Source organism: Sphingobium sp. B8D3A, from assembly GCF_025961995.1.
Lineage (GTDB): Bacteria > Pseudomonadota > Alphaproteobacteria > Sphingomonadales > Sphingomonadaceae > Sphingobium.
Genome location: NZ_JAOQOS010000001.1, coordinates 2,853,764 through 2,876,006, shown reverse-complemented (window position 1 = coordinate 2,876,006; position 22,243 = coordinate 2,853,764). Strand labels below are relative to the sequence as shown.

The window sequence follows — 22,243 nt, the reverse complement described above, 5'->3', positions numbered from 1 at the left end:
GCTGGTGGCGTCCGCAAGATTTTTTGACAGAGTCATTTCCGGTCGATCACGGCCTGCCCGCGGCACCGGCAGGACGCTGCTCGTATGAGATTCGGATGCGCACCCATTGGCCGACCAGCACCTTGCCACCGACACGGGGCGGGCGCACGCGGAACTGCCATGCGGCGGCCAGAATCGCGCGATTGATGTCCGATCCATTGGGATATTCTGCCACGGGCACGCAATCGGCCACCCGATAATCGGCAACCGTGCGGCAGGCAATCATGCCCCAGCCCTGGCTGCGCGCGGTCGAGAGATAGCCGCGCAATTCCTCGGGATAGGGCTCGCGATACCAGCTTGCCGCGTAGAGCGGCTCGCCGTTGGGGCCAGTGCCGTCGACCAGCGGTGTATCGGCTGGTTGTCCGGTGTTCGGCGGACCCATGGGCGCTGCCGGGCGGGCGGCGGCCGGCGGGGCGGGGGCGGCCGGGCGGATCGCGCGCAGATCGATGGCCGCCATCTGGTCCGGCTTCATCTCGATGAAGGTGGGCTTGCGCGGCGCAGGCGGTGTGACGATCGGCTTTGGCTCGGCCTGCTTGGGCGGCTGCGGTGGGTCGGGGGCCGGCTCGGGTTGTTGCTCCGGTTCGAGCTTGGCTTCCTCGGGAACCGGCTCGGGTTCAGCCTTCTCTGGCTCGGCCTGTTCAGGTTCGGGCGCAGGGTCGGGCGGGATCGCGACGTCGAATGTCAGGACATTTTTGTCGGGCGCTTCGCGGGCTTCGAAAGGGGAGGGCGCAAAGGCGATAAGCGCCAGCACGATCAGTCCTTCGACCGCCAATGCGAGGAGAAACGCCGTCGCGCGCTCGCCAAATCGGGTCCGGGCCCGTCCGGTCAGACGCTGGAAGCCGGAGCGGATGCTGTAAATCAACGGACCTCAACTGCATTGGCACCGGACTGGGCGTGGCGGGCGGGGGCGCAACCCACCCTTGCGCCTATAAGCATGCCTATGGCTACAATATGAACAGATCAAGGCACGCGCGGCGGCCCTTGCGGCCAGCGGGGCCTGACAGGCGCTATATGCCTCGCTATGGGCAGCCGATGAACGATCCCGACACTATGCCTGACACCGGGCCCAAGCCGCTGCATGGCTGGCTGATCCTCGACAAGCCGCTGGGCCTTGGCTCCACCCAGGCGGTGAGCGCCGTCAAGCGCGCGCTGCGCGAGGCTGGCCTGCCCAAGGCGAAGGTCGGCCATGGCGGCACGCTCGATCCGCTGGCGACAGGCGTGCTGCCCGTGGCGGTGGGGGAGGCGACCAAGCTGGCCGGGCGAATGCTGGACAGCGACAAGGTCTACGACTTCACGATTTGCTTCGGCGCGCAGACCGACACGCTCGACCTTGAAGGCACGGTGATTGCGACCTCCGACGTGCGGCCGAGTCTGGCGCAGGTTGAGGGGGTGCTGGCGCAGTTCACCGGCCAGATCGAGCAGGCCCCGCCCGCCTATAGCGCGATCAAGGTGGATGGCCAGCGCGCTTATGATCGCGCGCGGGCAGGCGAAGAGGTGGAGATGAAACTGCGGGCGGTGACGGTGCATGGTCTCTCGGTCAACGCCACCCCCTCCGTTCGTGTCGATCGAAGTCGAGACACCGCGGAGCTGGGCGAAGGCATCTCGACTTCGCTCGATGCGAACGGGACGGGGGGAGGCCTCAAGGATGAGCAGGCCGCCAGCGAAACCCTTGAAGCCGTCACCCTCACTGCCCATGTTTCGAAAGGCACCTATATCCGCAGCCTCGCGCGGGACATCGCGCTGGCGCTCGGCACGGTCGGGCATGTGACGATGCTGCGCCGGGTGAAGGCCGGTCCGTTCACCCTGGATCGGGCTATTTCACTGGACATTCTGAGCGATGCTGGTAAAGGGCGCGCCATTGCGCAGCATATGCTGCCATTGACGGCAGGGCTGGACGACATCCCGGCTCTCCCCGTCACCTCGCAGCAGGCGATGGCCTTGAGACAAGGCCGGACACTGCCCGGGGACCCTCGCAAGCAAGGGCTCATGCTGGCAGCCGAGGGCGATACGCCTGTGGCGCTGGTGGAGGCTTTGGGCCCGGAAATCCGGGTCGTGCGGGGCTTCAATCTCTGATTTTGGAAAGGAATGACGATGTCGATTACGGCTGAACGCAAGGCGGAACTGATCAAGGACAATGCCCAGCAAGAGGGCGATACCGGTTCGCCGGAAGTGCAGGTTGCGATCCTCACGGAGCGCATTTCCAACCTCACCGAGCACTTCAAGGGCCACCACAAGGATAATCACAGCCGCCGCGGCCTGCTGATGATGGTCAACAAGCGTCGTTCGCTGCTCGACTATCTCAAGAAGAAGGATGCGGGGCGCTATACCGCTCTCATCGCGAAGCTCGGCCTTCGCAAGTGACCCAATCGTTCGGCCCGCTTCGGCGGGCCGTTTACGTATTGCGTCATCCCCGCGCAGGCGGGGATCCAGCACGAGACAGGCGCGGGAGCGCCGTCCGAGGCTGAGATGACAGAACTGGACTCCCGCTTTCGCGGGAGTGACGAGGAGGGGATGGCACTTCGGCCAACCTCTTTGTGGGACGCAAGACTAGTCCCGAACCGCCGCGGGCCGGCTTAGCCCGCACTGCAGCCCCGCCGCGCAATAGGGCCGGTGGGTGGAAGGAAAACCAATGTTTGATGTAAAGACAGTAGAAATCGAGCTGGGCGGAAAGACCCTCAAGCTCGAAACGGGCCGTATTGCCCGTCAGGCCGATGGCGCGGTGCTCGCGACCTATGGCGAAACGGTTGTGCTGTGCGCTGTCACCGCCGCCAAGTCGGTGAAGGAAGGGCAGGACTTCTTCCCGCTCACCGTTCACTATCAGGAGAAATTCTCGGCTGCCGGGCGTATTCCGGGCGGCTTCTTCAAGCGTGAGCGTGGCGCGACGGAAAAGGAGACTTTGGTCTCCCGCCTGATCGATCGCCCGGTGCGTCCGCTGTTCCCGGAAGGGTTCTACAACGAGATCAACGTGATCGCGCAGGTTCTCTCCTTCGATGGCGAGACTGAGCCCGATATCGTGGCGATGATTGCGGCTTCCGCTGCGCTCACCATTTCCGGCGTGCCGTTCATGGGGCCGATCGGCGCCGCGCGCGTCGGCTACAAGGATGGCGAGTACCAGCTCAACCCGAGCCTCGATGAGGTGAAGACCGGCGAGCTGGATCTCGTCGTCGCCGCGACCGACACGGCCGTGATGATGGTGGAATCGGAAGCCAAGGAGCTCTCCGAAGACGTCATGCTCGGCGCCGTCATGTTCGCGCATGATGCCTCGCGCAAGGTCGTCGATGCGATCATCCAGCTGGCCGAGAAAGCCGCCAAGTCGCCGTGGGAGATCGACCTCTCCGACAATACGGCGGACATGAAGGCCAAGCTCAAGAAGCTGATCGGCAAGGACATTGCCGCCGCCTACAAGCTGACCGACAAGTCGGCCCGCTCCAGTGCACTGAACGAAGCCCGCGCCAAGGCGAAGGAAGCGTTCGCGGCTGAGGGCGCGCAGACCCAGATGGTCGCCAACAAGCTCATGAAGAAGCTGGAAGCGGAAATCGTGCGCGGCGCCATCCTCAAGGACGGTCAGCGTATCGACGGTCGCACGACCACGCAGATCCGCCCGATCGAGGCGATGGTGGGCTTCCTGCCCCGCACGCACGGCTCGGCGCTGTTCACGCGCGGCGAGACGCAGGCCATCTGCACGACCACGCTCGGCACCAAGGATTCCGAGCAGATGATCGACGGTCTGACCGGTCTCTCCTACGAGAACTTCATGTTGCACTATAACTTCCCGCCCTATTCGGTCGGTGAAGTGGGCCGCTTCGGTGCGCCCGGTCGTCGTGAAGTCGGCCATGGCAAGCTCGCCTGGCGCGCGCTGCACCCGGTGCTGCCGAGCAAGGACGAGTTCCCCTACACGATCCGCGTGCTCTCGGACATCACCGAGTCCAACGGTTCCTCCTCGATGGCGACCGTCTGCGGCGGTTCGCTCTCGATGATGGATGCCGGGGTGCCCCTGAAGCGTCCGGTCTCCGGCATCGCCATGGGCCTCATCCTGGAAGGCAAGGACTTTGCGGTCCTCAGCGACATTCTGGGTGACGAGGATCACCTCGGCGACATGGACTTCAAGGTTGCCGGCACGTCCGAAGGCATCACCACGATGCAGATGGACATCAAGGTCGCCGGTATCACGCAGGAGATCTTCGAGGTCGCGCTGCGTCAGGCCAAGGACGGTCGCGCCCACATTCTGGGCGAGATGAGCAAGGCGCTGGGCGAAGTCCGCACCGAACTCTCGGCTCATGCCCCGCGCATCGAGACGCTGCAGATCGACAAGAGCAAGATCCGTGAAGTCATCGGCACGGGCGGCAAGGTCATTCGCGAGATCGTCGCGGAGACGGGCGCCAAGGTCGACATTGACGATGAGGGCCTGATCAAGATCAGCTCGTCCGACGTGAACCAGATCGAGGCGGCCAAGGCCTGGATCCTCGGCATCGTCGAGGAAGCGGAAGTCGGCAAGGTCTATAACGGCAAGGTCGTCAATCTGGTCGACTTCGGCGCGTTCGTGAACTTCATGGGCGGCAAGGACGGCCTCGTCCACGTCTCGGAAATCCGCAACGAGCGGGTCGAGAAGGTGGCGGACGTCCTCAAGGAAGGCCAGGAAGTCAAGGTCAAGGTCCTCGAGATCGATCCGCGTGGCAAGGTGCGCCTCTCCATGCGCGTCGTCGATCAGGAAACCGGCGAGGAGCTGGAGGACACCCGTCCTGCCCGCGAACCGCGCGGTGACCGTGGCGACCGGGGTGATCGCGGCGACCGTGGTCCGCGTCGTGACGGCGGCGGCCGTGGCGACCGTGGTCCCCGCCGGGATCGCGGTGGTGACCGTGGCGGCGAGCGTGGTGAACGCGGCCCCCGCCGCGAGCGCAGCGATGATGACGGCCCGGCGCCCGAGTTCGCGCCTGCCTTCCTGAAGCGCGACGACGACTGATCGCCTTCAAAGCGAGATTGAGAGAAGCCCCGCAGCGATGCGGGGCTTTTTTCATGCCCACGGTCCGAGCGGGCGTTGCAGCTCTGCAAAGACTCCGAGCCGTTCGAGACAAGCGGGCGCCGTCGGCCTGCGCACAGTGGCTTTTTGCGCACCGGTGCAGCGGATCGAACAGGGCGGTTAGTGGACAATTTCGTAGACTATGCGCTGCAGCGGGCCGCGCAGGGGCGGGGCCTGCTGGGGACTTGGGTCAAGCTGCCGTCGCTGGAGACGCTGGAGCTGATCGGCCATGCCGGCTTCGATGTCGTAGTGATCGACATGGAGCACGCCCCGCACACTCTCGAGCGTGCCTACACGCTGATCGCAGCTGCGCAGACGATGGGCATGGCGGCGCTGGTTCGGCTGCCCGATCACAGCGGATCGCCGATCCAGCCCCTGCTGGACGCTGGCGCGGACGGCCTGCTGGTGCCGCGCATTACCAATCCTGCCGATGCCCATGCGGTGTGCCGCAAGATGGTGTTCAGCCCGGCCGGGGAGCGGGGCCTCGGCCTCACCTCGCGTGCCGGTCGCTGGGGTCTGGCGCCGATTCCGGAGTATATCGCGCGGGGCGACGGGCAGTGCCTGCGCATGATCCAGCTTGAGGACTGGGCCAGTCTGGAGCGGACCGCGGAATTTGCGGCGGTCGAGCATGTGGGCGGCATTTTCATCGGCCATGGCGACCTGTTTCTCTCCAGCGGCAAATCGGCCGCGCATCCCGATGTTGAGGCGCTCACCGCCGCCATGCTCGCCGCGACCAAGCAGGCGGGCCTGCTGTCTGGCGTGGCCGTCGGCACCGCGCAGGAAGCCGCGCCGTATCTGGCGATGGGCTTCTCGCTGGTGATGGTGAGCAATGATGCGATGATGTTCGCGCACGCCGCGGCGCAGACGGTGCATGCGGTGCGGGGAGGGCTGGATTGAGGCGAGCGAGGCGCAGCCCAGCCTGCGCTATTTGTCCTCGACGGAAGCCAGTTTTTCCTCGCGCGGCATCAACGCGCATTTGAATTGCGGCCCGCCAGCGTGGGCGCCTAGCGTGAATGAATAGGGCCGGGCCAACAGGTTGCGGTGTTGAGGAGGGATGACGGTGCGCACAATCAGGAACAGTCTCGCAATGGCGGCCATGCTCGCGGCCGGCGCGCTCCTTCCCGCGAGTGCCACAGCCAGGGATGAGGGGAAGCCGGGTCCCATTGCCGTGTACGGCAATATCCAGACCTTCGAGATCGCGCCCGTGCTCCTGGCGGCCAAGACTTTCTATCCCGATGCTGCCACGGTGAAGATGGGCGGCATTCCCAATCTGGTTGGAGAGCCGATCATTGCCGGCTTCGGCGAGGAAGGCGTGGCGGATGTCGCCACGCATGCCGAGACGCAGGCGCTGCGCTACTCGGTCAAGCATCCCAATCTGCGCATCATCCTGCAGGTGACCGAGGGGCAGTATCGCATTGTTGCGCGGAAATCGGCGGGGATCGCGACCGTGGCCGATCTCAAGGGCAAGCGCGTCGCGTCGATCCCGCAGACGTCCTCGGGCTATTTCTTTCACAAGATGCTGGCGCAGGCCGGCCTGTCCTATGACGATATCGAGGTCGTCCGCACGCCCGGCCCGCTCAGCGAAATGACCAAGGCGCTCGCCGAGCGGCGCGTCGATGCCGTGATCATCTGGGAGCCGGAGAGCGAGAACAGCGCGCGCGCATTGGGTGACGACCTGATCGAGTTCAGCGGCGATGGCGTTTATGCCGAGCAGTTCAACCTCAACAGCACAGCTGAAAATCTCGCCGATCCGGCCAAGCGCAAGAAGATCGTCCGCTTCGTCCGTGCCGTGATCGATGCGGCGGCGGCGCTCCGCAAGGACCCGGCAGCGGCGCAGGCTCTGGTGGTGGAGCGGGGCGGCCATTCGGTGGAGGAAGTGCAGACGGCGTGGAAGCACCACGCCTTCAACGCTGATTATCCTGCCGACCTGCTCGATATCATGACTGAGGAAGAACAGTGGCTGGCAGAGCGTGACAAGCGGCCAGCACGGTCGCGTGCACAGCTTGCGAGGCTGATCGACCGCAGCGTCTACGAAGAGGCGCTGGCGCTGGAGCCGACGACGTGAGCGAGCCGGGGCGCATGATCCTCTCGCGACGCGCGATCCTGCTCGGGAGTGCGGCCTCGCTGCTGGCAGGCTGCGCAACCTCACGGATGGCCTCAGCGGGCGCGGGCGGTGACGCTGCGGACCTGACTGCGCGGCTCGCGGATGTTCGCGCGATCCGGGAGATCAAACGCCTCCAGCATGTCTGGGCGCATTATGCGCAAGCCGGCCAGTGGGCCGACATGGCGCTTCTCTTCGCCGCTGACGGCCTATGGACCGACGGCGCGCAATCCGTGACGGGCCGCACACCCATCGAGGCGCATCTGCGCAGCACGATGGGCGGCGACAGTCGCGGACTGCCAGCAGGGCATCTCAATCTGCGCCTGTTCCTCAGCCCCGTGATCACCCTCACGCCCGATGGCCAGTCCGCGCGCGGACGCTGGCATGAGGTGGCGATGACCGGGGTGAACGACCAGTCGGCCGGCTGGGCCGGCGGCATCCACGTGATCGATTATGTCCGGGTCTCCGACGACGCTGGCGGCATGGGTGGCTGGGCGATTGCGCGGATGCACTATCACCCGCAATTTGCCGGACCTTATGACAAGGGCTGGACGCATGTTGCGCCCAGCGTGCCGATGGTGCCGTTTCACTATACGCCGGATCAGGCCGGCAATCCGTGGGGCGCCAAGCGTCCCGCCCGGAGCCCGCTGCCGGTCCGCGAGATCGCAGCGCAGGCCGATCTGCTGGTGTCGCAGGGGCTGGTGCAGAATCTTCAGGCCGCGTTCGGCTTCTATCTTGATCGCAAGATGCACGACGACATTGTCGATCTGTTCACCGAGGATGCGCTGATCGACATTGCCGGCACCGGGCAGTTTGTGGGCCATGCCGGCGTCCGCCGTGCGCTCGCGCTGTTCGGCGAGGCCGGTCTGAAGACCGGCGAATTGAACGACCGTCCCCAGCTCATGCCGGTCGTGACGATGGATGCGGGCGGACGTAGCGCCACGGTGCGCAATATCGAGATCGGGATGACCGGTCAGCATGGCGGTGAGACCTATTGGTCGGCGACGATTCAGGATTTCACCTGCGCGCGCGGTGACGATGGCCGCTGGCGTATCACGGCGCTGCGCCGCGTGCCGGTGATGCGCGCGGCTTATGCAAAAGGCTGGCAGGCGCCGCTTGCGGCCGGTTTGCCCGGCGTGGCTGCGGCGCGACCGGACCGGCCCTCGCAACTGGCCGACGCCTCCTATCCCGGTCATCGACCTGCACCCGTGCGCTTCGCCGATGCGCTCGCGCCTGCGCCATCCTTTGCCAGCACCGGAGACGCAGCGACACTGCTCGCCCGCGCGGCTGCCTTCGATGGCGCGGAAAACATCGCCGATGCCTATGGCTATTATATCGACGAGTTCCGCTGGGACGACACGGCCGATCTCTTCGCCACCGACGGCTGGAAAGAGCTCTCCTATATCGGCACCTATGTCGGGCGGGAGCGTGTGCGGGGATCGCTGTTCGGGCGCTATGGCAATGCCGGGCGCTCGGCGGCGTTCATGGCCATCCACCAGAAGACGCAGCCCTATGTGACCGTTTCGGAAGACGGGATGCGCGCCAATATCCGCCTGCGCTTGTTCCAGTTCAACAGCGCCGCCAAGGGGCAGGGGTCGTGGATTTCGGGCATCTACGAGAATCAGGCGGTGCTCGAAAACGGCGTCTGGTGCATTCACGGCATGGATCTCGATTATGTCTGGCTCGCCGATTATGCCGGCGGTTGGGCCGCGATTGTGCCGGGCGCCAGCGAGCGCTATCGCCCCAAGCCCGAGGATGTTGCCAAGAACCCGCCGGATGGCCCGCTGCGCGGCGTCACCTTCGCGCCTTATCCCGCCATCGCCCCGATGGGCTTCCATTTCGCCAATCCGGTGAGCGGCCGCGCTCCCGAGACCTTCCTGCACTGGTCGGACGGCCGCCGCGCCGCCGCCACGGAGTAATTCATGTACGAATCCGACGATCCCCGTTCCCGCCTCTCGACTGCCGCAGCCGGGGGAGCCGCGCCGGCCAGCGCCTTCGGGGCCTCCACTTACGCCCGCTTCTATGAAGAGGCCCCACAGGAGACGGCGCCCGGCCTCAAGACTTGGCTCACGCGTGGGCAGAATTTCGTAGTCGCTTACTCGCAGGCGGAAGAAGGTGCGGTGTTCGAGCGAGCCGGCCAGATCGACGAATATGTCCTACTGCTGCCGGATGCCCAGAGCGCGCTGACCATCGAGATCGACGGCGTGGCGCACGAGATTGCCGGCAACAGCATCAACTTCGTGCCGCCGGGCGATAGCCGCATCACGGTCCGCTCGGCTGGCCAGATCGTCCGGCTGTTTTCGCTGGAGGCGCAAGATCTGCTTGCGCGGGTCGTCAATCCGCAGGCCTATGCCGGGCCGCATCCGCAGATTCCGCCGTTCCAGCCGTGGCCAGATCCGGTCGATGGGTTCAAGCTGCGCAGCTACAGCCTGGACGTGCCCGACGAGCCGGGGCGCTTCGGCAAGATCTGGCGATGCACCACCTTCATGGTCAACGTCTTCCCGCCGCAGGGGCCGCGCGATGTGACCAAGCTCTCGCCGCATCATCACGATGATTTCGAGCAGTGCTCCCTGGCGCTGGAGGGCGACTATATGCACCATCTGCGCTGGCCATGGACGGCCAACCAGCATGACTGGCGCGACGACGAGCATGAGCGCTGCGGCGCGCCGTCGGTGTGCGTCATTCCGCCCCGCGTCATCCACACCTCCGCGCCGTCCGCGCCCGGTCGTAACGTGCTGGTCGATATCTTCTCGCCACCGCGTGCCGATTTCTCGGACATGCCCGGCTGGGTGCTGAACGCGGATGAGTATCCGCGCGCGCAATGATGCAGTCGAGGAGGGGGACCAGATGACATCCTTGACCGATGACGCGGTGCGCAATCCTATCATCGATTGCCATGCCCACATCTTTTCGGCGGACATGCCCGTTACCAGCGGCGCGTGGATCACTCCGGACTATGCCTTCACTGCCGACGATTTGCTGGCGCGGATGGATGCGCATGGCATCCACTTCGCCGTCATTTCGGCGCTGAGTATTTCGGGCAGCTACAATGATTATCTGATCTCCGAACTGCGCCGCCACAAGCGGCTGCGCGGCACCGCCATCGTCCCGCCGGGCACGGATTTCTACGTGCTGGAGCGGATGCGCGACGATGGCATCATCGGCATCCGGTTGCAGCTCGCCCGCGCCGAATATCATGCCGATTATCGCAGCGACGAATATCGGCTGCTGTTCCGCCGCGCCCGCGATCTTGGCTGGCATGTCCATGTCGCCATCGAGGGACAGAACCTGCCGCCGGTGCTCGATGCGCTGGTGGAGAGCGGCGTCGATATCGTGATCGACCATTTCGGCCATCCCGATCCGCAAGCGCCGCTCGATTGCGTCGGCTTCCGCGCGATGCTCGATGCCGTCGACAAGGGACATACCTGGGTCAAGCTCTCGGGCGGCTTCCGCCTGCCGGGGCCGGAAGCCTGGCGCGACGATCCCGATGGCGACCTCGAAAGCCTCGCCCAGCATGTCGCGGACCATTTGGTGTCACGCGTCGGCACCGATCGCCTGCTGTGGGGCAGTGACGCGCCCTTCGTCGGCTACGAACGCCGCATTGGCTACGAGCAGGTGCTGGCCAGCTACCGCCGCTGGGTGCCCGATCCCGCTCAGCGCGCCCAGATTTGCCGGACTGCACTCAAGCTCTATTTTTCCTGATTGGAGACCATGATGACCAACACCCAGCTTTCCCGTCGCGGTTTCATCGGTGCGAGCGGCGGCGCCATCGTCGGCGCGGCCATGGTGCCCGCCGCCCTTCAGGCCGCCGAAGTGCCAGTGCTCCATGCCGATGGCATCCATGATGATACCGATGCGCTGGAGGCGCTGTTCGCCGGTCGGCAGGTGCGGGTCGTGCAGAAGGACGTCGTGGCGCGCTACGAAAACGGCACGGTCCGGCTGATCAATGGCCGTTACCTCATGAGCCGGCCCGTGCGCGCGCATGGCGATGCCGCGGTCTATACCGGTCACTGCACCTTCCGCATCGGAGAGGGACCGGCGCTGCCTTATCCGGAACTGCAGCAGTTCGCGTGATGAACGCGGGTTCGTAAACGGCATATGCCGGGCAAGGCGTCGTTCAGTGCCGCATCCGGCAAGATTGGATGATGGAGGCCCTCTAGTGCTCCCCCCGAGGCCAGACATGGCTGCACCAATTCGGGAGGGGATGAGATGAAGAGGACTTTCGGCAAGCTTTCAGCGTCCGCGCTGGCGCTGTGTATAGCGCAGACCGGCCACGCGCAGGTCACTGAGGCGGACGGCGCTTCCGAGCGTGGAACCGGGATCGCGGACATCGTCGTTACGGCGACCCGCCGCGCGACCAACCTGCAGGATACGCCGATTGCGATCTCGGCGCTGCCGGCAGACGCGCTGATGGAGCAGGGGCTGACCAACGTCGCCGAAATGTCGCGGGTCGTTCCCAACGTCTCCTTCGAGAAGTCGCAGGCGGCATTCGGCCCCGGCATGAGCGCCTTCATCCGTGGCATCGGCTCGAGCGAGACCAATCTGTCGGGCGAGGCGGGCGTCGCCTTCTATATCGACGATGTCTATTATCCGCTGGTCTTCGGCTCCATGTTCGATCTGCTTGATCTGGAGCGGGTAGAGGTGCTGCGCGGCCCGCAAGGCACGCTGTTCGGCCGCAACTCGCTGGCTGGCGCCGTCAACCTCACCACCCGCCGGCCGGTGCTCGGCGAAGCCTCGGGCTATGGCGAGTTCACGGTCGGGAGCTACGACCGCCGCGAAATGCGCGCCGGCATCAACCTGCCGCTCGGATCGACCATGTCGCTCTCCGTCTCCGGCTTGGTCAAGAAGATGACTGGCTATCAGCGGCAGCTCGATTTCCGCTGCGAAATGATCCGCCGGGGCACGCCTCAGCTGGCCGGGCTGTTCCCGACTGCGGATGCCGGCCTGCTCAACAATTCCGACATCAATCCGCCCAAGGATTGCACCATCGGCCATCTGGGTGGTGAGGATGTGCAGGCCATCCGTGGCCAGATCTACTGGGAGCCCACGCCGCGCCTCAAGATCACCGCCGCGCTGGATTATCTCCAGGACAATTCGGAGGCGGCCATGGATAGCGTCGTCGCCATCAATCCGGCCGTCGCAGCCGGCCGCTCCGCGGTCTCGACGCTGTTCAACCGCTGGACGGCACCGGGCGGCCCGACCTTTGCTTATGATAGCCGCTTCATCACCGGCGACCCTTATACGACCTTCGCGACTTTTGCCGATCCGATTGCCGCCGGCACCGCGATTCCTGGCAACACATTCTACAATGGCTCGCCTTTCCGCGGCGGCATTACGCACCCCAGCAACGTTCCGCAGACGAACTGGGGCGGCAATGCGCGGATCGAATATGAGATCAGCGACAATATCGATGTTGTCGGCATCGTCGGCTATCGCCGCTATGATGGCGTGTTCGGGTTCGATGTCGATGGTTCGCCCGTCGCCATGGAAAACAATCGCAATGATGTGTTCCAGGATGACTGGACCGGCGAAATCCGCCTGATCGGCAAGACCGGCTGGGCCGATTGGGTCGTCGGCGCCTTCTACTACTGGGCGGATGGCGAACAGCGCTTCTCCGGCACGTCGCCGTTCAACAATACGCAGCGTTATCTCTGGAGCCGCTACACGCCGGAGAGCAAGGCGGTCTTCGCCAACGCCACGCTGCGGCCCTTTGGCGATCGCTTTGGCCTGACGCTCGGTGGGCGTTTCTCCAAGGACAAGAAGGGTGTCGATTATCGCAGCGTGCTGGATGGCACCACGGCCACCTCGACGCAGTTCACCATCTCGCCCACCGGTCAGACCGTCTTCAACTTCGACATCAAGGATGAGCGGTTCGACTGGAAGGTTGGCGCGGATTACAAGCTGAGCGAGCGCACGATGATCTACGCGTCCGTGGCCACTGGCGCGCGGCTGCCGGGCTTCAATGCCCGTCCGCTGCAGCCGAGCCAGGTCGCGCAATATCCGGGCGATGAAACCCAGTCGTACGAACTGGGCGTGAAGACCGATCTGTTCGACCGGATGCTGCGGATCAACGCTGCGGCCTTCTACACGGATTATAAGACCCGTCCGACGGGTGTCTCCGGTCAGGAGTATCAGCTGGGTGCGAACGGGCAGCCAGCGCCGGGCGGTTTCCTTGAAATCCCCAACCCGGTGAACCCTGCCTTCACGACCTGCCGTCCGCTGACGTCGGCTGAAATCGCCGCTAACACGCCCGGCTTCGCCTGCATCGGCCGCACCTTCTACCAGAACACGCCGGGCAAGGTGAAAGGCTTCGAGCTGGAGCTAGATTTCCGTCCGGTCGAGGGCTTGGCGGTCGGCGGCTCGATCGGCTACCACAAATTCTCGTCGGCCGATCTGGATGCCCGCCCGGCCGGCCAGAACCGGCGCCCGGTGGCGATCCCGGAGCTCAAGGCCAATGCCGGCATCCAGTATGAGGTCGATGCGCCGGCTCTGCAGGGCACGGTCACGCCACGTGTCGACTGGTTCTACACCGGCAGCCAGGTCTACAGCCCGGACCGTGTAGAGTATAATCAGGACGGCTATTCGCTGGTCAACGCTCGCCTGACCTACGCGAACAAGGAGTATGATTTCTCCATCGCAGCGGGCGTCACCAACGTCTTCAAGCAGTTCTACTGGCGCAACTACTTCATCTACCAGGCCATTGGCTATCCGCAGATCAATGGCCAGCCGGGCGCCCCGCGTGAGTGGTATCTCACCCTGAACAAGCGGTTCTGATCGGAAGGCGGGCACGTGCCCGCCACCGACCATCAAGCATAGGCGAGAGGAACAAGGTACATGCAGATCATCGACGGTCAGATCCACGAACCCCATATCGGCGGCGGCATGCGCGCCGCCAAGCCCGAAGGCGAGACGATCACGCCGCAGCTTGAAGAGTTCATCAACGTCGAGCTGGCGCGCGAGGCGATCGATTGCGTCGGCGTCGACAAGGCGATCATCTATGCCGGTCGGTCCTTCAACGAAGCGGCGGTGCGCTACTATCCGGATCGGTTCGGGGCGGTCGAGGTGTTCGATCATGCGGCGCCCGATCTCGAGCAGCAGATGGCGGCGTTCAAGAAGAAGCCTGGGATGCTCGCCACGCGCGTGCTGTTCACCAATTACGGGCAGGTCTGGCGTAAGCCGGGCGCGCAGATCGCGGTCAGTCCGCTGGTCAAGCAGGGCGCGTTCGACCGCTATTTCGCTTATGGCGCCAAGTATAAGATCCCGATGTTCGTCGGTGCCCATGAGTTCGGTCACGAGGCCGCGATCTATGCCGAGCGTCACCCGGACATGACGATCATCATCGATCACTACGGGGTCACCCAGTCGATGATCGCGCCGCCCAAGGATCGCTGGGCGAACCTTCCCAAGCTGCTCGACATGGCGCGCTATCCCAATGTCTATGTGAAGCTGTGCGGGATGCCGATCATCTCCAAGGAGGCCTATCCCTATCACGACATCTGGCCATACATTCACAAGATCCTGCACGCCTTCGGCCCGGAACGGTGCCTGTGGGCGAGCGACATGACCCGGCAGCGCTGGGGCACGGAAACGCCGCCGGGTCCCAATGGCTTCCCGCTCCGCAAGGACTGGAAGCCCTATGCGGACGCGCTCTACAGCCTTCTCCACACCAATGAGATTTCGCAGAGTGACAAGGAGTGGATTTTGGGCGGCACGATTAAGCGCGCGCTCAACTGGGCGTAAGAGCACCGCAGCACACCGATGACATCGGAGCCGGGCGATGCCGTCGTCCGGCTCTGTTTGTGCCGAATTCGGCATAAGCTGGATCACTTGGAGATAAGAAGCGGCCCGTTGCGCAATGCGATGGTCCGCATGAGGTCGCGCCCGGCAAAGGTCGTGCGCGCAAAATATACATAATGGGGAGGCCGTACGAATGACTTTGAAAGTGAAAGGACGCGGGGGCGCGTCGCATCTGCTGTGGGCGGCACTGCCGGCGGCGGCGTTGCTGTCAATGCCGGTTCAGGCGCAGGACAGCAGCGGGGCGGAGAGCGCGAGCGAGCAATCCATCGTCGTCACGGGCACGCGGATCCGCAACAACGCCTTTAACGAGCCGACGCCCGCCACGGTGTTCGGCATCGAGCAGACTGAGAAGCTGGGCATCGTGAATGCCGGCGATATCGTCGAGCTTATCCCGCAGAACACGGCGTTCCAGTCGGACGCAACCGCCGGCATCACCGCGGGCGCGAATGTCGGCGCTTCCTATGCGAACCTGCGCGGGCTCAACCCGGATTCCGGCACGCGCACGCTCACGCTGGTCAATTCCCGCCGCTTCGTGCCGACATCGGATGGCGGTGCGGTTGATCTCAACCTCATTCCCACCGCGATGATCAAGCGCGTGGAGACGGTGACGGGCGGCGCATCGGCGGCTTATGGGTCGGATGCGATTGCCGGTGTCGTCAACCTGATCCTCGATACCGAGCTCGAGGGGCTGCGCGGGCAGGTCGATTATGGCCAGACCTTCCGGGGGGATGGCAAGGGGCATCATGGATCGCTCGTCTATGGCACACGCGTCGGCAGCCGCGGCCATATCGTCATCGGCGGCGAATATGAGAAGAAGGACGGCATCGGCGATTGCTCGCTTTCGCGCGACTGGTGTGCGGAAAGCTACGACGTCTTCGTGAATGCCAATAATGTGCTGGCCAACGGCTCGCTCTCGGGCTTCGATCGTCCCGGCACGCCGGGCTATGGTCTGCCCAACTTCATCATCGGCCCCAATTCCAAGCAGGCGTTTAACGATGCGCGCGGCGTGGTTCGCAACCGTGCGCCCGCCGCGCCGGCGGCGCGCAACATCCGCTTCAATGACGACGGCACCGGCATCGTGCAGTTCGATCCGGGCACATACGTCCAATCGTCGCAGACCGGTCCGCGCCAGGGCGGTGACGGCGAATCGACCTATGCAGATTCCGACATCCAGACGCCGGTCGAGCGCTTCGTCGGCTATCTCTCCGGCAAATACGACCTGTCGGACACGGTCGAAGCCTATACCGAAGTCACCTACGCGCATCGCTCCGCCTCCAACAGCGGCGTGACAGCCGGGCCGCGCTCGACCTATTTCGTCCAACCGGATAATGCCTTCCTCCCGGCCTCGCTCAAGACGCTGCTAGCCGGCACCCAGTTCAGCCTCGGCAAGGATGTTGATGCGCAGATCCCGGCGCTCAACTCCGTCACCGCAGATGTCTGGCGCGCGGTGTTTGGCGTCACCGGCGAGATCGGTGGCGGTTGGAACTGGGACGTCTATTATCAGTACGGCCGCAACAAGCGGCACCAGTCGGCCCGCTATTCGCGCGTGAACACCGAGTTCCAATATGGGCTGGACGCCGTGGTCAATCCGGCGACCAACCAGATCGTCTGCCGGGAACTGCTCAAGGCCAATCCCAATCCGCGCGCGCAGGGCTGCGTACCGATGAACCTGTTTGGTCTCGATAATCTCAGCCAGGCGGCCATCGACTACGCCTACCGCCCGGTGGTGGAGGACTTCCTTTATACCCAGCATGTCGCTGCCGCCTCAATCAGCGGCTCGCTGTTCGATGGCTTTGGCGCCGGGCCGGTCGGCGCAGCCACGGGTGTGGAATATCGCAAGGAAAAGGGCGATGTGACCCATGGCGATATCCCCAATTACACCGACTACGCCTTCACCTTTGGCCTCGATTATGGCGGCACCATAGAGGTTCTCGAAACCTTCGGCGAAGTGAGCGTGCCTCTGCTGGCGAACCATCCGTTCTTTGAGACGCTGGAGCTCAACGGCGCCGTACGCTGGACGCGCAACAAGGCGTCGGATGCGTTCACCAGCGAGGAGAAGACGACCGAGGCGGTGAGCTACAAGCTAAGCGGCATCTGGGAAATCGGCGGCGGTGTGCGCCTGCGCGGCTCTCGCTCGCGCGACATCCGCGCTGCGGGCTTCCGCGAGCTGTTCCAGCGGCAGGTGGCAACGGAGGAAGGCTCATCGCAGGGCATCGTCGACAATCCGAACATCGCGGGCGTGGGCAATGACGATCCGACCCCGATCCTGAATGGCGGCAGCTTCGCGCTGACGCCGGAAAAGGCGGATACGACAACGGCGGGCATCGTGTTCCGCCCAAGCTTCATCCCGGGTCTGCGCATGTCGGTCGACTGGTATCAGATCGCGATCGAGGATGCTGTCAGCCGGCTCGGCGGCCAGCAGATCGTCGATTTCTGCGATCAGTTCGACATCTTCTGTGACCGCATCACCTTCGTCTCGCCGACGAACATCTCGTACATCGATGCCCGCCAGGTGAACCTCGGCAGCATGACCGTGCGTGGCCTCGATTTCGAGTTCGACTATACGCTGCGCCTGTCCGACCTTTCGGCCGATTGGGGCGGGGCGCTCAACCTGCGCGTGCTGGCCAACCACCAATATGACTTCAAGGTGCAGGCCGACCCGACGACGCCGGTGATCGATTATGCCGGGCAGACCGGGCCGGTGAGCAGCGGCGGCAACTTCAATCCCGCGCCCTCGTGGATCGTCAACGCGTTCCTGAGCTATGATAGCGGGCCCTTCAACGCCACGGTGAGCATGCGCCGGATCAGCTCGGGCATCTACAATGTCGAGCGGGTGGGGCCGGAAGATGAAGGCTACGATCCGACGCTGCGCAACAGCATCAACACCAACCGCGTGAAGGGAGCGAGCTATTTCGGCCTCGCCATGTCCTATGCCATTCCGGTCGGAAATGGTGGGAACAGCATCGAGGTGTTCGGCGCGATCGACAATATCTTCGACAAGAAGCCGCCGATTGCGCCGGGTGGCGGCGGCCTGGGTGGCTCCAACTATCCAACCAACCCGGTCTATTTCGACACCTTCGGTGCGCGGTTCCGGACCGGCGTACGGGTCAAATTCTGATCTGACGCCAGCGCTGCAGATGCCAGCCGGGCTTCCGAAAGGAGGCCCGGCTTTCCTTTGTCGAAATGCCCACTCGGCCATTCAGGCCGGGCGGGCACCCAAAAGCGATGGACGTTGAAGGGAGGCCGAAGCTCTGGCTCAGAAGCCGACGGCGTCGCCGCCCTTGAGGCCGAGCAACGCGCGGGCTTCGGCAGCCGTCGCAATCTCGCGGCCCAGGGCTTCGATCACGAGGCGGATGCGTTCCACCTGCTGCGCGTTGGAGGTGGCGAGCTCGCCCTTGCCGATGAACAGGCTGTCTTCCAGCCCGACGCGGACATTGCCGCCGAGCAGCGCGCTCTGGGTGCAGAAGCCGAGTTGATGGCGGCCCGCCGCGAAGGCCGAGAACACATAATCCTCGCCGAACAGACTATCGGCCATGGTCACCATATGGGCGAGATTGCGCGGGTCCGCGCCGATGCCGCCCAGGATGCCGAACACGCCCTGGACGAGGAAGGGCGGGTCGATGAGGCCGCGGTCGGCAAAATGAGCGAGCGTGTAGAGATGGCCGATGTCATAGCATTCGAACTCGAAGCGCGTGCCGAACTCCCGGCCGACCTCCAGCATGATGCGCTCGATGTAGGCATTGTCATTGTACATGATCCGCCCGCGCGCGCCTTCGACATAGGGCTTCTCCCAGCCGTGCTGCCACTGGGTGACCCGCTTGGCCGCCCCGGAGAAATCGAAGATCAGCGGTCCCATGTTGAGCGAGCACAGCTCGGGCCGGGCCTGCTTGGCGCCTTCCAGCCGGTCATCCAGCGACATGGTGGCGCTGCCGCCAGTGGAGATATTCACCACCGCGTCCGTCGCCTGCCGGATGCGCGGCAGAAAGGCCATGAAATCGGCCGCGCGGGGGCTTGGGCTGCCGTCTGCCGGGTTACGCGCATGCAGGTGCAGGATCGCCGCGCCGGCCTGCGCTGCGCCAATGGCGGCCTCCGCAATCTCGTCCGCGCTCACCGGCAGATGCGGCGACATGGAGGGCGTGTGGATCGAGCCGGTCGGCGCGCATGTGATGATGACCTTGGCGTGTTTGCGCATAAGCGGGTCTAAAGTCCTGCGTGACAGAGATATTTGAGATTTTGATATTCGGCGAGGCCGTGGTGCGAGCCCTCGCGCCCGAGGCCCGACTGCTTGACGCCGCCGAAGGGGGCATAAGGCGTCGAGATGAGGCCGGTGTTGATGCCGACGATGCCGCTCTCCAGATCCCGGCCTACGCGGGCGATCGTTGCCGGATCGCTGGAGCAGAGATAGGCTGCGAGGCCAAAGGGCGTGTCGTTTGCGAGCCGCACGCCGTCTTCCACGCTGGCAAAGCCGATGACGCCGGCCAGCGGCCCGAAGGTTTCCTCGCGGGTCAGCAGGGCATCGGGTGCGACGTCGCCGATCAGCGTCGGCACGGCGATGCGTCCGCCGGGCGATGCGCCCCCGGCGATGAGGCGTCCGCCATGGCGCAGCGCATCCTCGCGATGCTCATCGATTTTGGCGATGGCGCGATCATCGATCATCGGGCCGACATCGATGCCGTCTTCAAAGCCATCGCCAGCCTTCATCGCCGCGACCTTGCTACCAAACGCGTCGAGAAAGCGGCTGCGGATGCCATTCTGCACATAGATGCGGTTCGCCGCGACGCAGCTCTGGCCGCCATTACGGAACTTGGCGACCATTGCCGTTTCGACGGCGGTGTCGAGGTCGGCATCGTCGAAGATCAGCAGCGGCGCATTGCCGCCCAGTTCGAGGCCGAGCCGCTTGATTGTCGGGGCGCAGGCTTCCGCCAGCATTGCGCCCACCGGGGTCGAGCCGGTGAAGGAGAGTTTGCGGACGATCGGCGAACCGGTCATCACCGGCCCGATGGTCTTGGAATTGCCGGTGACCACGCTGAAAACGCCCGCTGGCACGCCTGCTTCTTCACCCAGCTTGGCAAAGGCCAGTGCCGTGAGCGGCGTCAGCTCGGCCGGCTTGGCGACCATGGTGCAGCCGGCGGCCAGCGCCGGCCCGACCTTGCGCGTGAGCATGGCGAGCGGGAAGTTCCATGGCGTGATCGCCACGCACACGCCGATCGGCTCGCGCTCGACCATGAGGCGGCGGCCGGTCACCGGGGCGGGGATGATCTCGCCCAACGAGCGGGTCGCCTCATCGGCATAGAATTCGAGGAAGCCGGCGCCATAGTCGACCTCGGCGCGCGATTCCTTGAGCGCCTTGCCGTTCTCCAACGTGATGAGCCGGGCGAAGTCCTCCTTGTGCTGGATGACCAGCTCATACCAGCGCCGCAGGATCGCGCCGCGCTCCTTGGCGGGCCGTCGTGCCCATTGCGGAAAGGCGCGGTTCGCGGCGTCGATGGCCTCAGACACTTGCGCTTCGCTGACGCGCGGCACCTGTCCCACGGTCTCGAGCGTATAGGGATCGTCGACAGCGATGGGGTCGCCACTGCCATCCACCCATTTGCCGGCCACATAGGCCTTGGAAAGCAGAAGATCCTTCTCGTCGAGTTCGCCGCGCTGTCTGCTCATGGGCCTGCTCACTTTGCTTCTTGATCGTCCAGGTTCGGATTTGTGATCGGGGTATCACTCTCGAACAAATGCTCGAACCGGCGATAGGTGCACAGCCAGCGCCCGCCGGCGCCGCGGACATAGCGGTCGGTCGCCAGCGAAATCGTCACTGGCGGATGGGTGGGGAGGGGGCGCACGCCATCGGCGGCGTAGAGGAACAGGTAGTTCGTCGCTTCCGCGCTGTCCGGCCCGGTGAACCATGCTCGGAAGTTGGTGAAGGCATGGACCGCGAGCCGCTCGCCGCGTTCGGCGCGCCAGTCATAGAATTGCTGGATCTTCGCGCGGCCGTTATAGGAGGCGAACTGGCCGTGGAAGACGGCATCCTCGGTATAATAATCCGAGGCCTTGCGCCCCTTGTTGGTATCGATCTCGTGCCAATATTCGGTCAGCTGCAGCGACAATATCTGGTTCAGATCAAGCACTTCCCTGGCAACCATTGTGTCTTCCGTCCTCCATGTCCCGCCTGTCTGCGTGGAGACCGGGCTGACATAGAGGTTGCGTCGCCGCTTGCCCGGGCGGGCAGGATGACTTGCTCAGGAAGGCGCCCGCGCGGCTGGTCAGTTCGAGCCAGCGCGCCGGTAATCGCGCGGCGCCATGCCGAAATGCTCGTGGAAGGTGCGGGTGAAATGCGCCGCGCTGTTAAACCCCCAGGCGAAGGCGATCTCGGTCAGCGTATGGCCGGCCCAGGCGGGGTTGCGCAGTTGCTTGCCGCACTCTTCCAGACGCCGCCGGACGATGTAGCTCGACGCCTTCTCCCCGCGCGAGGCGAAGAGCGTGCGCAGGTAGCGCGGCGAGATGCGCAGCCCCTCGGCGACGCGTGCGGGCGTCAGTTCCGGGTCGCGCAGATTGTCCTCGATGTAGCGAATGACTTCGCTCTGTCGGCCGAGCATCACCGCCGAGCCTTCCGGCTGCTCGTCAAAGCCCATCGCATAGGCCGTGGAGAGCATTTCCAGCACGTGGCGAGCAAAGCGGCCATCATGATCGGAATGGAAGCCGCTCTGCACCTGCGTGTTCAGATTTTCGAGCATGGCGGACATGACCGCGGTCAGCCCCACCTCATGATCGAGCTTGAGGCCGCAGAAGCGCTCGGGCGTCGGCAGGTGCTTTTTGATGAGGCCGGCATCAACGCGCAGCATGATAATCATCGAATTGTCGCCGAGCGTGAAGCTGTGCGGCGCCGCGCTGTCGCACAGCACGAAATCGCCCTGATCGAGCTGGGCCTGATGCCCGCAATGGTCGAGCACGCTGTTGCCGCGCGCCTGCATCAGGAAAGAATAAAGACGCGGCGCGCCGGGGCGGATGTGGTTGCGCGTCCGCTCGATATGGCTGCGATTGGCCGCGATACTGGCGAGCTGGATTGGCCCGAAATGGCTGAGGCTGAGCCGCGCGGCAAACTCATGCCGGTCCGCGGGCGTGAAGTTCACGCGATTGAGCTGCTGTGAATAGAGCTTTGTCCATGCCGCCGCGCGCGTCGATATGGGGAAGGCTTCAGTGCTGTAGGATTCCATGCTTATCCTCTCCGCGTGCCCTCTGTCCTTCTATCGAGGCGTCCCGGCCGCTTTCCTTCAGGGTCAACCATTTCAAGGCGCTTT

General features: G+C 64.5%; 17 protein-coding genes. 12 read left to right on the top strand and 5 right to left on the bottom strand.

Features of this window, described 5'->3' with window-relative positions:
- Positions 1-46 precede the first annotated feature (46 nt).
- Positions 47-901, bottom strand: coding sequence for a hypothetical protein (locus M2342_RS13330; protein WP_264579447.1), 855 nt, complete (start codon positions 899-901; stop codon positions 47-49).
- A gap of 212 nt (positions 902-1,113) precedes the next feature.
- On the opposite strand from M2342_RS13330, the gene truB reads away from it, so the two are divergent.
- The 12 genes from truB (at position 1,114) to M2342_RS13270 (ending at position 18,072) form a co-directional block, all read left to right on the top strand.
- The gene (truB, locus tag M2342_RS13325) at positions 1,114-2,112 is read left to right on the top strand and encodes a tRNA pseudouridine(55) synthase TruB (protein ID WP_264580047.1); all 999 of its coding nucleotides are present in this window, start codon (positions 1,114-1,116) and stop codon (positions 2,110-2,112) included.
- 18 nt (positions 2,113-2,130) lie between these two features.
- Complete coding sequence (gene rpsO, locus M2342_RS13320; RefSeq protein WP_181558998.1) at positions 2,131-2,400, top strand: 30S ribosomal protein S15; 270 nt, start codon at positions 2,131-2,133, stop codon at positions 2,398-2,400.
- Positions 2,401-2,668: 268 nt separating this feature from the next.
- Positions 2,669-4,999: a polyribonucleotide nucleotidyltransferase gene (gene pnp, locus M2342_RS13315; RefSeq protein ID WP_264579446.1), complete on the top strand. Its 2,331-nt coding sequence runs from the start codon at positions 2,669-2,671 to the stop codon at positions 4,997-4,999.
- A 180-nt stretch (positions 5,000-5,179) separates the two neighbouring features.
- Positions 5,180-5,953, top strand: coding sequence for an HpcH/HpaI aldolase family protein (locus tag M2342_RS13310; protein WP_264579445.1), 774 nt, complete (start codon positions 5,180-5,182; stop codon positions 5,951-5,953).
- A 157-nt stretch (positions 5,954-6,110) separates the two neighbouring features.
- The gene (locus M2342_RS13305) at positions 6,111-7,121 is read left to right on the top strand and encodes an ABC transporter substrate-binding protein (RefSeq protein WP_264579444.1); all 1,011 of its coding nucleotides are present in this window, start codon (positions 6,111-6,113) and stop codon (positions 7,119-7,121) included.
- Entirely contained in the window at positions 7,118-9,076 is a 1,959-nt protein-coding gene (locus tag M2342_RS13300; RefSeq protein ID WP_264579443.1) for a nuclear transport factor 2 family protein, read from the top strand. The genes M2342_RS13305 and M2342_RS13300 overlap by 4 nt, the downstream gene beginning before the upstream one ends.
- A 3-nt stretch (positions 9,077-9,079) precedes the next feature.
- Complete coding sequence (locus tag M2342_RS13295) at positions 9,080-9,982, top strand: hypothetical protein (RefSeq protein ID WP_264579442.1); 903 nt, start codon at positions 9,080-9,082, stop codon at positions 9,980-9,982.
- A 22-nt stretch (positions 9,983-10,004) separates the two neighbouring features.
- Complete coding sequence (locus M2342_RS13290) at positions 10,005-10,859, top strand: amidohydrolase family protein (protein WP_264579441.1); 855 nt, start codon at positions 10,005-10,007, stop codon at positions 10,857-10,859.
- Between the two features lie 9 nt (positions 10,860-10,868).
- Complete coding sequence (locus M2342_RS13285; protein ID WP_181559004.1) at positions 10,869-11,231, top strand: twin-arginine translocation signal domain-containing protein; 363 nt, start codon at positions 10,869-10,871, stop codon at positions 11,229-11,231.
- A gap of 135 nt (positions 11,232-11,366) precedes the next feature.
- Entirely contained in the window at positions 11,367-13,931 is a 2,565-nt protein-coding gene (locus M2342_RS13280; protein WP_264579440.1) for a TonB-dependent receptor, read from the top strand.
- A gap of 60 nt (positions 13,932-13,991) precedes the next feature.
- A complete protein-coding gene (locus M2342_RS13275; protein ID WP_264579439.1) occupies positions 13,992-14,897 on the top strand; it encodes an amidohydrolase family protein in 906 nt (301 codons plus the stop codon).
- Positions 14,898-15,087: 190 nt separating this feature from the next.
- Positions 15,088-18,072: a TonB-dependent receptor plug domain-containing protein gene (locus M2342_RS13270; RefSeq protein WP_264579438.1), complete on the top strand. Its 2,985-nt coding sequence runs from the start codon at positions 15,088-15,090 to the stop codon at positions 18,070-18,072.
- Between the two features lie 138 nt (positions 18,073-18,210).
- Here the strand turns inward: M2342_RS13270 and M2342_RS13265 are convergent, their stop codons facing one another.
- The 4 genes from M2342_RS13265 to M2342_RS13250 all read right to left on the bottom strand — a co-directional run bounded on the left by M2342_RS13265 (position 18,211) and on the right by M2342_RS13250 (position 22,159).
- The gene (locus M2342_RS13265) at positions 18,211-19,146 is read right to left on the bottom strand and encodes a 3-keto-5-aminohexanoate cleavage protein (RefSeq protein ID WP_264579437.1); all 936 of its coding nucleotides are present in this window, start codon (positions 19,144-19,146) and stop codon (positions 18,211-18,213) included.
- Between the two features lie 8 nt (positions 19,147-19,154).
- The gene (locus tag M2342_RS13260; protein ID WP_264579436.1) at positions 19,155-20,612 is read right to left on the bottom strand and encodes an NAD-dependent succinate-semialdehyde dehydrogenase; all 1,458 of its coding nucleotides are present in this window, start codon (positions 20,610-20,612) and stop codon (positions 19,155-19,157) included.
- An 8-nt stretch (positions 20,613-20,620) separates the two neighbouring features.
- Positions 20,621-21,088 (bottom strand): nuclear transport factor 2 family protein, encoded by a 468-nt coding sequence (locus M2342_RS13255; RefSeq protein WP_264574709.1) that lies wholly within the window; start codon positions 21,086-21,088, stop codon positions 20,621-20,623.
- Positions 21,089-21,208: 120 nt separating this feature from the next.
- Positions 21,209-22,159, bottom strand: a complete 951-nt coding sequence (locus M2342_RS13250; protein WP_181559011.1) for a helix-turn-helix domain-containing protein — start codon at positions 22,157-22,159, stop codon at positions 21,209-21,211.
- Positions 22,160-22,243 lie beyond the last annotated feature (84 nt).